Raw genomic sequence first — 12546 nt, 5'->3', positions numbered from 1 at the left:
CGGGACTTGACCTGGAGAGCGCTCCAAGTGATGGACTCCCCGTGTTCACCGACATCCCAGGGGGAAACCATGAACGACTCTCCGGTCGCGCTCATAACCGGCGGTGGCAGCGGCATCGGCGCCGCGGTGGCCCGGCAGTTGCTGGACGCCGGGCACCGGGTCACCGTCACCGGGCGGGGCGAGCGGAAGCTGCGGGACTTCGCCGAAAGCCTGGGCGACCCCGCCGGGCTGCTGACGGTCGCCGGCGACGCGGCCTCCTACGACGACGTGCGCGGCGCGGTCGACCGCACGGTCGAGGAGTTCGGCCGGCTGGACACGGTCGTCTCCAACGCCGGCTTCGCCACTCATGACTCCGTCGCCGACGGTGACCCGGCCGGCTGGACCGAGATGGTCCTCACCAACGTCCTCGGCCCCGCCCTCCTCATCCGCGCCTCCGTCGACGCGCTGAAGGAGACCGGCGGCCGGATCGTCCTCGTCGGCAGCGTCGCCGGTTTCGTGCCCACGCCCGGCAACCTCTACGGCGCCACCAAGTGGGCGGTCACCGGGCTCGCCGAGAACACCCGGCGCCAGGTCACGGAGTTCGGCATCGGGGTCACGCTGGTCGCCCCCGGCCGGGTCGAGACGCCCTTCTGGGACAGCTACGGCAGCCTGCCCCCGGGGCGTCTGCTGACCGCGGAGCAGATCGCCGGCTCCATCGTCTGGGCGATCCGGCAGCCGGCCGGGGTCGACGTCAACACCGTCGTCGTACGTCCGCTGGGGCAGCCCAACTGACTTACCGTGACGCTCAGTTGTTCTGCAGGAACTGCCTGGCCAGCTGGTCACCGAGGGAGACGGCCGCGCTGTGGCTCTCGATGGGGGAGACCTTGGAGTTCTTGAACAGGATGTACGTCACGCCGGAGTCGACCCCGCCGGTGGCCGGGTCGGGGTCGATGCCGAGCGCCTTGGCGGTGGCGTACGACGCCTCGCCGATGATCGCCGTGGGGCCGGTGTCCCCGACGACGGCGTACTCGACCTTGCCGTTGTAGACGACGGCGACCACGCCGCCGCCCTTGATGCCGGCGCCGGAGTAGTTCCAGACGCTGCTGGAGCTGGGGACGACCACATAGGGCAGGGTTTCGGCCTTCAGGGGCTTGCCGTCGGACTGGTGGAACGCGGTGTCGTCCTGGTACCAGGGATCGCGGTCCTCGTTGCAGTTGGTGGTCCGCTGCCCGTCGCAGTCGATGTCCATGTCGGCCTTCCAGAACACCGCGCCGTTCTTGCCGCACACCGGGACCGTCGCCGAGGCCTCCTCGTCGGTGCGGTACTTGCCGTTCGAGATCTGGGAACAGGACGTCACCTTCGCGAGCAGGTCGGCCGCGCTGACCGTGCCCTCCTGGACGGAGGCCGGCGGGGCGCCGGGGCCGGTGCCGTCCGGGTCGACGGGGGTGGGGCCGGAGGCGTGGGCGGGAAGCACTCCGGCGGCGAGGAGAGCGGCCCCGGAGGCCGCGACGAGGGTCAGTGAACGCAGGCGCACTGTGGGGGGACCCTTCTGTTAGGAAAGTTTCCTTACCGGGTCCATACAAGGTCGCGCATGCGCATGCCATCGTCAAGTCTCTGTGCGAGAGTCGGCGTTGTGTTCGGTTTTGCGGGGCTTTGCCTCACACGGAAGACTGGTTCATGTCGAAGCGAGAGGCCACAGGGCACGCGGAGGCGAGATGTCATGTTCGTGCGCACCGTCTACGTGACCGGCGACCCGGCGAAGATCGACACGGCGGTCCGGGCCCTGAACACCGAGGGACGGGAACTGCTCGAGGAACGCCCCGGCTACCTCGGGGCCGGCGTCTTCACCGACCACGAACTGGGCAAGCTGCTGGCGGTGAGCTGGTGGTCCTCCGAGGAGGCGCGCGACAACAGCGACACCGTGATGCGGCGGCACAGGGAATCGCTCCTGGAGCCGTTCGCCGGCACCCTGGCGGTGGAGAACCTCGAGGCGGCCGTCCACCGCTCGCTGCAGGTGCCGCGCATGGGTGGCGGGCTGCGCGTCTCCCGGGTGGAGTTCGATCCCGCGGACGCCGGCCTGTTCGTGGACACCTTCCGCTCGACCGTCCTCCCGCGCCTGGAGACCCTGCCGGGCCTCGCGCGGGCCGCCCTGCTCGTCGACCGGGAGCGGGGCCGGGGCCAGGTCGGCACCCTCTTCGTCGACCGCGCCTCGATGGCCGCCTCCCGGGCCGGCCAGGCGGCGGCCCGCCACGAGGGCGTGGCGAAGGCGCGGGTGAGCGTCGTGAGTCTGGAGGAGTTCGAGGTCGTGCACGCGGACGTGCGCCTCGGCTGAATACGCGGGTCCGGGAAACGGCCGTCCGCCCCGCCCGTGCGGCGGTACGGACGGCCGTTCACCGTGCGGGGGTCAGCCCAGGTCGAACGTGGCCGGGTCCGGGCCGAGACGCCGGTCCTCGTTCAGCGCGCCGATGGCCGCGAGGTCCTCGTCGTCCAGGCTGAAGTCGAACACCTGGATGTTCTCCTTGATCCGCGACGGCGTCACGGACTTCGGGATCACGACGTTGCCGAGCTGGACGTGCCAGCGCAGCACGACCTGGGCCGGAGTACGGCCGTGCTTCCGCGCGATGGCGACGATCGCCGGCACCTCCAGCAGGCCCTTGCCCTGGCCGAGCGGCGACCAGGCCTCGGTGGCGATGCCCTGCTCCGCGTGGAGCTCGCGGGGCTGGTGCTGCTGCAGGTGCGGGTGCAGCTCGATCTGGTTGACGGCCGGCACGACCGAGGTCTCGGCGATGAGCCGGCGCAGGTGTTCGGGAAGGAAGTTGGAGACGCCGATCGCCTTCACCCGGCCGTCGGCGTACAGCTTCTCGAACGCCTTGTAGGTGTCGACGTAGGTGTCCCGGGACGGCAGCGGCCAGTGGATGAGGTACAGGTCCAGATAGTCGAGACCCAGCTTCTCCAGCGACGCGTCGAACGCGCGCAGCGTGGAGTCGTACCCCTGGTCGCTGTTCCAGAGCTTGGTGGTGACGAAGATGTCCTCGCGCGGCAGGCCGGAGGCGGCGATGGCCTTGCCGGTGCCCTCTTCGTTGCCGTAGATCGCCGCTGTGTCGATGCTGCGGTACCCGGCCTCGAGGGCCGTGGCGACGGCCCGCTCGGCCTCGTCGTCCGGCACCTGCCAGACGCCGAAGCCCAGCTGGGGCATCTCGACGCCGTTGTTGAGGATGATCGGGGGGACCTTGCTGCTCACGAGCTCGTTGATCCTTCGGTTGTCGACAGGTGGTACACCATCGTCAACGATCACGGGCCCCGATGCATTCCTGACGGCGCGATCCGCGCCGGGAAATCCTGCCGGTGCCGCCGGCCCGCGGCGCGCCCTCAGGCCTGGTACAGCGCCTCGACCTCGCCCACGTAGGCCTTCTCGATGGCCTTGCGCTTCAGTTTCAGCGACGGGGTGAGCAGGCCGTGCTCCTCGGTGAACGGCTGCGCCAGGATGCGGAAGGTGCGGATCGACTCGGCCTGGGAGACCAGGGTGTTGGCGGCGACCACGGCCCGCCGCACCTCCGTCTCCAGATCCGGGTCGCGTACCAGCTGCGCGGGACTTAGCCGGGGCTTGCCGCGCATCTGCAGCCAGTGCTCGACGGCCTCCTGGTCGAGGGTGACCAGGGCGGCGATGTACGGCCGGTCGTTGCCGACGACGATGCACTGGTTGATCAGCGGGTGCTCGCGCACCCGCTCCTCCAGCACCCCCGGGGAGACGCTCTTGCCGCCGGAGGTCACCAGGATCTCCTTCTTGCGGCCGGTGATCGTCAGATAGCCGTCCTCGTCCAGCGCGCCGAGGTCACCGGTGGCGAGCCAGCCGTCGTGCAGGGTCCCGTCGGTGGCCTTCTGGTTGTTGAGGTAGCCCTGGAACACGTTGCCGCCGTGCAGCCAGACCTCGCCGTCGTCGGCGATGTGCACGGTGACACCCGGGATGGGCTGCCCCACGGTGCCGTAGCGGGTGCGCTCGGGCGGGTTGGCGGTGGCGGCCGCCGAGGACTCGGTCAGGCCGTAGCCCTCGTAGATCTGCACCCCGGCGCCGGCGAAGAACAGGCCGAGCCGCCGGTCCATCGCGGAGCCGCCGGACATGGCGTTGCGGATGCGGCCGCCCATCGCCGCACGCACCTTGGAGTACACGAGCTTGTCGAAGAGCTGGTGCTGCATCCGCAGACCGGCCGACGGGCCGGGGCCGGTGCCCCATGCCTTGGCCTCGACGGCGTCCGCGTACCTCACCGCGATGTCGACGGCCTTCTCGAAGGGCCCGTCCCGGCCCTCCTTCTCCGCCTTGCGCCGGGCCGAGTTGAACACCTTCTCGAAGATGTACGGCACCGCGAGGATGAACGTCGGCCGGAAGGCCTGCAGGTCGGGCAGCAGGGCGGCCGCGTGCAACTGCGGCTGGTGGCCGAGACGGACCCCGCCGCGGATCGTGGCGACCTCGACCATCCGGCCGAAGACGTGCGCGAGCGGCAGGAACAGCAGGGTGGAGGCCTCGTCGCCCTTCTTGGTGTGGAACACCGGATCCCAGCGCCGGATGACCGTGTCCGCCTCGTACATGAGGTTGCCGTGGGACAGCACACAGCCCTTGGGGCGGCCGGTCGTGCCCGAGGTGTAGATGATCGTCGCGACCGACTCCGGGGTGACCGCCTGCCGGTGCCGGTGCACCACCTCGTCGTCCAGGTAGGCCCCGGCGTCGTACAGCTCCTGCACACAGCCCGAGTCGAGCTGCCACAGCTCACGCAGTTGCGGCAGCCGGTCGATCACGGTGGCGATGGTCATCGCGTGGTCCTCGTGCTCCACGATCGCCGCCGTCACCTCGGCGTCGTACAGCATCCAGAAGCACTGCTCCGCCGAGGACGTCGGATAGACGGGGACCACCTGCGCGCCGATCGTCCACAGCGCGAAGTCGAACAGGGTCCACTCGTAGCGCGTGCGGGACATGACGGCGATCCGGTCGCCGAACCGGATGCCCCGGGCGAGCAGGCCCTTGGCCAGGGCGAGGACCTCGTCCCGGAACTCGGCGGAGGTCACGTCCCGCCACTGCCCGGACTCGTCCTTGCGGCCCAGCGCCACGTGCAGGGGGTCGGTCCGGGCACGCTCGAAGACGGCGTCGGCCAGTCCGCCCACGGGCGGCGCCGACGTCAACGGAGGGGTGGTGAACTCGTGCAATCCCTCGCTCCCCGTCCTTACTTTTCGGTCACGCGCGCGATGCTCCGCACAGCGCCGTGAAAGCTACCCCACCCGTCAGCCCGGCGGGAGGGGGGCGGAAATCGAGCAAACCTCACCTTCCTGCCCGCCGTCGAGTGGAAAATGCCCTCACATGGGTAAGGGCCGGACACAATACTGACGGGTCAGTAACTTTCGGGACCGTAATCTCCACCGAATCTGTACGACGCGCTTACCCCTAGCGGACCTGGCCCGACGACCGTGAGGGCGGTCCCCCGGGCCACGGGGACGGCCCTCCGCGCACGCCGGGTCCGCGTCCGTCACCCGCGCGGAGCGACCGCCTTCCGTGGCGCCGCGGCGGCCTGCGCCGCCGTTCCGGCCCCGGACCCGGCCCGGGGTGTGCGCACCAGGACCGGCACCGCGGCGCCCGCGACGAGCCCCACGAACCCAGCGGCCACCAGCGTCCCGTTCAGGCCCGCTCAGCGACGAGCAGATCGACGCCCTGCGTCCCGCGCTCCCGGCTCCCGCCGGACCGGCTCGCATCGAACCGGAGGACGAACCGCTCCCCGCCGTCCTGCACCGCGACGGCCGGGCCGGCTACCCCGAACTGCAACGCGCCACCGGCCGCTCCGAGTCCGCCGTCAAACGCCGTCTCGCCGTGCTGCTCGCCTCCAAGGCGGTGTACGTCGACGTGGAGTACGACGCGGCGATCCTCGGACACCCCCGGCCGGTCGAGCTGTGGATCACGACCGCCCCCGCCGCCCTGCACACCGTCGGCCAGGCCCTCGCCGGCCACGACGAGATCGCCTTCGCCGCCGCGACCGCGGGCCCGTCCCACATCGTCGCCACCGCCGTGGTCCGCGACACCGCCGGCCTGTACGCCTACCTCAGCGGCCCACTCGGCCGGCTGGCGGGAGTCCAGCACGTGGAGACCACTCCGTTCCTGCGGCGGGTGAAGCAGCTCACGTATCAGCGCCCGCCACGCTGACGTCCGTGCAGCCGGTCGCCGCCCGTCAGGATCGCCGCCGCCAGCGCGTTCGCGGCGGCGTCCGCGGCGCCCCGACGCCTGCCGTGCACCAGGACGAAGTCGACCTTGCCCAGCTCCGGCAGTGACGGACGCTCCGGCAGCCGGAACAGGCCCGGCGGGATCAGGCGCCTGGAGTGGGCCATGACACCCAGCCCGGCGCGGGCCGCGGCGACGAGGCCGTTGAGGCTGCCGCTGGTGCACACGATCCGCCACTCGCGGCCCTGGGCCTCCAGCGCCTCCAGCGCGCGGGCCCGGGTGATGCCCGGCGGGGGATACACGATGAGCGGGACCGGGCGGTCGGGGTCCAGGCGCAGGTTCTCGGAGCCGATCCACACCAGGTCGTCGCGCCACACCAGCTCGCCGCGCGGATCCTCGGGCCGCCGCTTGGCCAGCACCAGGTCCAGCTTGCCCGCCGCGAGACGCTCGTGCAGGGTGCCGGACAGCTCGACGGTCAGCTCCAGGTCGACCTCGGGATGGTCCTGGCGGAAGCGCTCCAGGATCTCCGGCAGCCGGGTGAGGACGAAGTCCTCCGAGGCGCCGAAGCGCAGCCGCCCGCGCACCCGGGTGCCGGTGAAGAACGCCGTCGCCTGCTCGTGCACCTCCAGCAGCCGGCGGGCGAAGCCCAGCATGGCCTCGCCGTCCTCGGTCAGCTCCACCGAGTGGGTGTCCCGGGCGAAGAGCTGGCGGCCGGTGGCGTCCTCCAGCCGCCGCACGTGCTGGCTGACCGTCGACTGGCGCAGCCCCAGACGCCGGGCGGCCTGCGTGAAGCTCAGCGTCTGGGCGACCGCCAGGAAGGTGCGCAGCTGGGTGGGGTCGTACACACCGGCAGCCTAGCGTGGTCATCGCGGATTGCGATGACAGTCAGAGTGGTATGCCGGATTCCCGATCGGCGAGGGAAGGAGGACGATGGAGAGGGCCCCTCCGGGCCCGTGGACGTACCCGACGAACAGCGAGTGGAGCACCGTGAAACGCCCGCACTGGCCGAGCTGGATGCCGATCGACCCGTACATCGTGCTGCTGATCGGCACGGTGGGGCTCGCGGCGCTCCTCCCGGCCCACGGCACGGGCGCGGACGTGGCCTCCGGGGCGTCCACGGCGGCGATCGCCTTCCTGTTCTTCCTCTACGGCGCCCGGCTCTCCACCCGCGAGGCGCTGGACGGCCTGCGCCACTGGCGTCTGCACGGCACGGTGCTGGCCTGCACCTTCGTGGTCTTCCCGGTGCTGGGCCTGGCCGCCCGCGGACTGGTCCCGGTGCTGCTGACCCAGCCGCTGTACCAGGGGCTGCTGTTCCTGACGCTGGTGCCGTCCACGATCCAGTCGTCGATCGCGTTCACCTCGATCGCCCGCGGCAACGTGCCCGCCGCCATCTGCGCCGGCTCGTTCTCCTCCCTGGTGGGCATCGTCGCGACCCCGTTGCTGGCGGCCGCTCTGCTGGGCAGCGGCGGCGGCGGGTTCTCCGCCGACTCGCTGGTGAAGATCGTGCTGCAGCTGCTGGTGCCGTTCGTCGCGGGGCAGGTGCTGCGCCGGTGGATCGGCGGTTTCGTCGCCCGGCACAAGAAGGTGCTCGGCCTGGTCGACCGCGGTTCGATCCTGCTGGTCGTCTACACCGCGTTCAGCGAGGGCATGACCCAGGGCATCTGGCACCAGGTGAGCGCCGTCCGGCTGGGAGCGCTGCTCGCCGTCGAGGGCGTGCTCCTGACCGTGATGCTGCTGCTGACGTGGTACGGCGCCCGGGCGCTCGGGTTCGGCCGGGCGGACCGGATCGCGATCCAGTTCGCCGGTTCGAAGAAGTCCCTCGCCTCCGGGCTGCCCATGGCGAGCGTCCTGTTCGGCGCCCACGCCTCCCTGGCCGTGCTGCCGCTGATGCTCTTCCACCAGATGCAGCTCATGGTGTGCGCGGTCATCGCCAAGCGGCGCGCCCACGACCCGGAGGCCGTCGAGGCACCGGCCGGGCCGGCCGCGGCGTCACGCACCACGGTCGGCACCGGCTCCCGCTGAGGCCCGCCCGGTCGACCGCCGGCCGCCGATCCGGGTCCGTCTCCGGCCGCCGATCCGGGTCCGTCTCCGGCCGCCGATCCGGGTCCGTCGCCGGCAGCGGGCCCGGTGCCCGCCGTCAGCCGTGGCCCCGGTGCCCGCTCTCAGCCGCCGACCCGGTCCAGCGGCAGCCACAGCACGGTGTCCTTCGGGGACCGCAGCACCTTCGGATCGGACAGCTCCGGGTCGGACAGGGCGCGGTCCCAGACGCGCACCTCGTCGATCGCTCCGGTGAAGTGGGCGCGGCTGTCCATGCGCTCGCCGAGGTGCACCCCGAAGGGGGAGTTGCGGCTGACCGAGCCCGGCACGTCGGCGGTGGCCGCCTCGGTACCGTCGACGGACAGCGCCAGCCTGCCGCCGCCCCGGCGCAGCACCGCGTGGTGCCACTCGCCGTCGTTGTACGCGGTAGCGGTGCGCACGTACGCGGTACGCGGCGCGGCCGCGCCGTCCCGCACCGTGATGAGGCCCTGCACCCTGCCGTTCGCCGGCTCGCCGCGCAGCCACACCTGGGGCTGGCTGGTGCCGATGCCGCCCATCCACAGCAGCGGCTGCTCCCCGGCGGCCGCCGTGTAGCGGAACCACAGCGACGCGGTGAAGTCCCCGGCGCCGAGCGGAAGCCCGGTGCGGAAGGGCAGGCGTACGGCGTCGTCGGTGCCGTCGAACCGGAGCGCGCCGCCGGACACGCCGTCCGTACGCGCGGCGCCGCCGAGCACCGCGGCGGGGCGGGCGTGCGGGGCCAGGTCGGCGGTGTGCGGATCGGGGCCGCGGCGCGGGGCGAGCCAGTCCTCGGTGAAGCGGGCGAAGCGGATCTCGTCGCGCGCGTCGGCCGTCCCGCCCTCGTACAGCAGACCCACCGTGTCGCGGCCGGCCCGCACCAGGTCCGAGTAGCCGGACCAGTCCGTGGTGACGACGGTGCCGCGGTCCACGCTGTCCCAGGTCCGGCCGCCGTCGTAGGAGGAACGGATCATCATCGTGCGGCGGCGGTCTGGGTCGGCGGGGCAGGAGAGCAGGAGGCGGTCGCCCAGTCGCAGCACGGCGCCCTGCACCTGCGGCGTGTAGAGGTCCGGCAGGCCGTGGAAGGGCGCGGCGAAGCTGCCGCCGCCGTCCCGGCTGACGGTCTGGGTGCGGTGGCCGAGGTCGGTGCCGTCCTGTTCCCGGCCGCTGACCAGCACGGATCCGTCCGTGCGCTCGGTGAGGGTGAGCTCGGAGGGCTTCTGCCGGAAGGTGCCGTCGGCGGCGATCGGCCAGGTGTCGGTGGCGCCGACGCGCCAGTGGCCGCCGTGGTCGTCGCTGACGACGAGCGCCGCGTGGTTGGCGGTGACCCGGCTGCCGTCCCAGGTCTCGGTGTTGACGCCGAACACCAGCCGGCCCGCGTACCGGCCGCGGGTCAGCTGGACACCGTGCACCGGCCCGGTCGCGTACCAGGAGTTCCAGTCGGCGGGCAGGATCTCGGGGCTCAGGTCACGCGGCTCGGACCAGGTGAGGCCGTCGTCGTCGCTGTACTGCAGGTGCGGGGTGCGGTCGCAGGGCACGGCACACCCGGCGCCGTCGGCGCGGCCGGTGTTGTACGTCTCCGCCAGCCACACCCGGCCGGTGTCCCGGTCCACGACCGGCGCCGGGTTGCCGTGGGTGTCGCCGGCGCCCTCGTTGACCACCGTCAGCGGGCCCCAGGTGCGGCCGCCGTCGGTGGAACGCTTGAGCACGATGTCGATGTCGGCCGCGTCCCCGCAGTTGAGGACGCGGCCCTCGGCGAAGGCCAGCAGCGAGCCGTCGGCCGTGCGCACGACCGCCGGGATGCGGAAGCAGGCGTAACCGGGGTCCTGGGCGGCCTTGAAGAGGATCCGCTGCTCGAACCCGGCCGCCTGGCCGACGGGCTGGGCGTGGGCCGGGTGGGGCCGGGCCGGCACCACGAGCAGCGCGGCCGTGGCGACGGTGAGGATCAGCGCACCTCGGAAGCGTGCGCGAAGCAGAGTTCTGAGACGGGCGCGGGGACCTGACGGCATCGGTGGGGCCTGCCCTTCGTCGGCCGGACATTCGGACATCCCATGTCCAACGTGCGCCTTATCGAAGGTAGTTGGGGCCCCCACGCCTCACAAGAAGCGTGCGGCACCGGAAGTCCGCCGCGCCGCTACGGCCGCAGGACGACCTTGCCGAGATTGGCCCGTGCGGCGATCGCCTCGTGCGCCTTCGCGGCGTCCTCCAGCGCGAACTCGCCGTGCACGGCGGGCTTCAGGGTGCCGTCGGAGAACAGCCGCCACAGCTCCCGCCGCCACCGCTCGTACAGCTCCGGCTGGCCGCGGGCGATCAGTGCCATCTGGAAACCGATCACCGACTTGGCGCCGACCAGCAGGTCGTACGCCCGGATCGTGCCGCCGCCGGAACTGTAGGCGACCAGCCGGCCGTGCGGCGCGAGCGCGGCGAGAGCGGGGGTGAGCAGATCGCCGCCGACCGCGTCCAGTACGCAGTCGTAAGGCTCTCCCCACTCTCCGTCGCCGTACCGGACGCAGTCGTCCGCGCCGAGCGAGCGGACGAAGCCGGCTTTCGCCGGGTCGGAGACGGCGCCCACCACCCGCCGCGCACCCCGCACGCGCGCCAGCCGCACCGCGAGCTGCCCGACCCCGCTCGCCGCGGCCGTGACGAGCACCGTCTCACCGCGCACCGGACCCGCCGCGTGCAGCGCGCCGAGGGCCACCAGCCCGCTGCGCACCAGCGCGACCGCGTCGACACAGGTCGCGCCGTCGGGGACGGGAGAGGCCATCGCCTCGTGCAGCAGGGCGAAGTCGGCGTAGCCGTGGCCGAAGCACAGCCCGGTCACCCGGTCGCCGGCCCGGAAGCGGGTCACGCCCTCGCCGGCGGCCACCGCCACGCCGGCGATCTCACCGCCCAGCGGCACCGGCTCGGCGGACTCGGTCACCTTGCGGACGACGGGCAGCGTGACGCCGACCGCCTCGCAGCGCACCAGCAGCTCACCGGCGCCCGGCTCGGGAACGGCGGCCTCCTCCACGAACAGCGGACCGCCGGTGGACTCGTAGCGGACACGGCGCATCGCAGCCTCCGGACGCCGGACACCGCCCGGCGAGTCGTGGGGAACACCCATGAATTCGTTGGTGGCCCCAACGGTAATGAAGATTCGTTGGGAAGTCCAAGGATTTCTGGCTAGGCTGCGGTCATGGCCGAAGCACCCCTCCCCGCCATCCGTGCCCTGCCCAGCTGGGTCCTCGGCCGGGCCGCCGCCCGTGGCCGCGCCCTGGTCGCCGACGCCCTCGCCGCCGAGGGTATGAGGATGTGGCACCACGTGGTCCTCTCCGCCGTCCGCGACCTGGCGCCCGTCGCCCAGGCCGACCTCGGCCGCGGGGTCGGTCTCGACGCCAAGGACCTGGTCGGCGTCCTCAACGACCTGCAGTCCGCCGGCTTCGTCCTGCGTGCCCCCGACCCGAAGGACCGGCGCAAGAACGCCGTGTCCCTCACCGAGGACGGCGCCCGTCTGCTCGTCCGCTGCGAGAAGGCGGCCCGCGAAGCCAACGACGAACTGCTCGCCCCGCTGTCGACGACTGAACGCGATCAGTTCATGGGCCTGTTGATCCGGATTTCCGGCACCGTCGGCTGACGGCGGTTAACGTTCCGTCATGACCGCAGCCCCCGCGCTCGACCCCCGGCGCACCGCCCTCGTCCTCGTCGACCTGATGGACCGCGTCGTCGCGCTGCCCCTGGAACCCCGCAAGGGCACCGACGTGCTCACCACCGCCGAGGAGCTGGCCACCGCGTTCCGCGCGGCCGGGGCGCTCGTCGTGCTGATCCGGGTCGAACGCCCCACGGTCGCCGAACAGCCGCCCGGCAGCGGTCTTGTGGCCGGGCTGCGCCGGGACGGCGACGTGGAGGTGGTCAAGCGCACCATCGGCGGCTTCCAGGGCACCGGCCTCGACGAGCGGCTGCGCGAACGCGGCGTCCGCACGCTGGTGTTCGGTGGCATCGCCACCAACCTCGGTGTCGAGTCCACCGCCCGCGCCGCCGCCGACCTCGGCTACGACCTGGTCTTCGTCGAGGACGCCATGGCCGCGCTCACCGCCCCCGAGCACGAGGCGTCGGTCCGGCTCGACTTCCCGCGGCTGGGCACGGTGGTCAAGGCGCGCGACCTGCGCCTGACGCGCGGCTGAGCGGGCGGTCGACCGCGGCTCAGGTGCGGTGGAGAGGCCGGTCGACCGCGACTCACGTGCGGTGAGAGGCCGGTCGACCGCGACTCACGTCCGGCGGAGGGCCTGACCGACCGCGCGCAGCACGCGCGGCTGACCGGCCCCGACCGGCCGGTCGATCAG

Annotated in this window: 11 protein-coding genes and 1 pseudogene; 6 read left to right on the top strand and 6 right to left on the bottom strand. The window is 72.4% G+C overall.

All coding sequences use genetic code 11. The annotated features are described in order from the left end of the window. Positions 1 to 69: 69 nt before the first annotated feature. Entirely contained in the window at positions 70 to 771 is a 702-nt protein-coding gene (locus ABZ478_RS07210; RefSeq protein WP_359546114.1) for an SDR family oxidoreductase, read from the top strand. A 13-nt stretch (positions 772 to 784) separates the two neighbouring features. Here the strand turns inward: ABZ478_RS07210 and ABZ478_RS07205 are convergent, their stop codons facing one another. After that, positions 785 to 1513 (bottom strand): glycoside hydrolase family 75 protein, encoded by a 729-nt coding sequence (locus ABZ478_RS07205; protein ID WP_359546113.1) that lies wholly within the window; start codon positions 1511 to 1513, stop codon positions 785 to 787. A 186-nt stretch (positions 1514 to 1699) separates the two neighbouring features. Between ABZ478_RS07205 and ABZ478_RS07200 the strand changes: the two genes are divergently transcribed. Then, on the top strand, positions 1700 to 2311 hold the full coding sequence (locus ABZ478_RS07200) for a hypothetical protein (RefSeq protein ID WP_359546111.1): 612 nt from the start codon (positions 1700 to 1702) through the stop codon (positions 2309 to 2311). A 72-nt stretch (positions 2312 to 2383) separates the two neighbouring features. On the opposite strand, the gene ABZ478_RS07195 is transcribed toward ABZ478_RS07200, so the two are convergent. After that, positions 2384 to 3220, bottom strand: coding sequence for an aldo/keto reductase (locus ABZ478_RS07195; RefSeq protein ID WP_359546109.1), 837 nt, complete (start codon positions 3218 to 3220; stop codon positions 2384 to 2386). 128 nt (positions 3221 to 3348) lie between these two features. Then, positions 3349 to 5175 (bottom strand): AMP-binding protein, encoded by a 1827-nt coding sequence (locus ABZ478_RS07190; RefSeq protein ID WP_359546107.1) that lies wholly within the window; start codon positions 5173 to 5175, stop codon positions 3349 to 3351. Between the two features lie 463 nt (positions 5176 to 5638). Here ABZ478_RS07190 and ABZ478_RS07185 point away from each other — a divergent pair. Next, a pseudogene (locus ABZ478_RS07185) lies at positions 5639 to 6160 on the top strand (Lrp/AsnC family transcriptional regulator); the annotation flags it as partial. Here the strand turns inward: ABZ478_RS07185 and ABZ478_RS07180 are convergent. Beyond that, positions 6142 to 7020 (bottom strand): LysR substrate-binding domain-containing protein, encoded by an 879-nt coding sequence (locus ABZ478_RS07180; protein ID WP_359546105.1) that lies wholly within the window; start codon positions 7018 to 7020, stop codon positions 6142 to 6144. The pseudogene ABZ478_RS07185 and the gene ABZ478_RS07180 overlap by 19 nt on opposite strands. A 169-nt stretch (positions 7021 to 7189) precedes the next feature. Here ABZ478_RS07180 and ABZ478_RS07175 point away from each other — a divergent pair, with 169 nt between their 5' ends. Next, positions 7190 to 8197 (top strand): bile acid:sodium symporter family protein, encoded by a 1008-nt coding sequence (locus ABZ478_RS07175; RefSeq protein ID WP_359546732.1) that lies wholly within the window; start codon positions 7190 to 7192, stop codon positions 8195 to 8197. A gap of 140 nt (positions 8198 to 8337) precedes the next feature. Here the strand turns inward: ABZ478_RS07175 and ABZ478_RS07170 are convergent, their stop codons facing one another. After that, positions 8338 to 10236 carry a sialidase family protein gene (locus ABZ478_RS07170; RefSeq protein WP_359546103.1) on the bottom strand — a complete coding sequence of 633 codons (1899 nt, stop codon included), beginning with the start codon at positions 10234 to 10236 and terminating at the stop codon, positions 8338 to 8340. A 125-nt stretch (positions 10237 to 10361) separates the two neighbouring features. After that, positions 10362 to 11279, bottom strand: a complete 918-nt coding sequence (locus ABZ478_RS07165) for a zinc-binding dehydrogenase (RefSeq protein WP_359546102.1) — start codon at positions 11277 to 11279, stop codon at positions 10362 to 10364. Between the two features lie 123 nt (positions 11280 to 11402). Between ABZ478_RS07165 and ABZ478_RS07160 the strand changes: the two genes are divergently transcribed. Both ABZ478_RS07160 and ABZ478_RS07155 read left to right on the top strand, forming a co-directional pair. Continuing rightward, entirely contained in the window at positions 11403 to 11840 is a 438-nt protein-coding gene (locus ABZ478_RS07160) for a MarR family transcriptional regulator (protein WP_359546101.1), read from the top strand. 19 nt (positions 11841 to 11859) lie between these two features. Next, a complete protein-coding gene (locus tag ABZ478_RS07155; RefSeq protein ID WP_359546099.1) occupies positions 11860 to 12387 on the top strand; it encodes an isochorismatase family protein in 528 nt (175 codons plus the stop codon). Positions 12388 to 12546: the final 159 nt, after the last annotated feature.

The sequence above is a fragment of the Streptomyces sp. NPDC005706 genome (assembly GCF_040631045.1).
Taxonomy (GTDB): Bacteria; Actinomycetota; Actinomycetes; order Streptomycetales; family Streptomycetaceae; genus Streptomyces.
The sequence above is the reverse complement of the archived record's forward strand: the minus strand, read 5'-3'. Positions and strand labels throughout refer to the sequence as shown.

What these genes read in the sequence shown, in the direction of transcription:
- ABZ478_RS07210 (WP_359546114.1), top strand. Translation starts at nt 70, where the DNA reads ATGAACGACTCTCCGGTCGCGCTCATAACCGGCGGTGGCAGCGGCATC.
- ABZ478_RS07200 (WP_359546111.1), top strand. Translation starts at nt 1,700, where the DNA reads ATGTTCGTGCGCACCGTCTACGTGACCGGCGACCCGGCGAAGATCGAC.
- ABZ478_RS07175 (WP_359546732.1), top strand. Translation starts at nt 7,190, where the DNA reads ATGCCGATCGACCCGTACATCGTGCTGCTGATCGGCACGGTGGGGCTC.
- ABZ478_RS07170 (WP_359546103.1), bottom strand. Translation starts at nt 10,236, where the DNA reads ATGCCGTCAGGTCCCCGCGCCCGTCTCAGAACTCTGCTTCGCGCACGC.
- ABZ478_RS07165 (WP_359546102.1), bottom strand. Translation starts at nt 11,279, where the DNA reads ATGCGCCGTGTCCGCTACGAGTCCACCGGCGGTCCGCTGTTCGTGGAG.
- ABZ478_RS07160 (WP_359546101.1), top strand. Translation starts at nt 11,403, where the DNA reads ATGGCCGAAGCACCCCTCCCCGCCATCCGTGCCCTGCCCAGCTGGGTC.
- ABZ478_RS07155 (WP_359546099.1), top strand. Translation starts at nt 11,860, where the DNA reads ATGACCGCAGCCCCCGCGCTCGACCCCCGGCGCACCGCCCTCGTCCTC.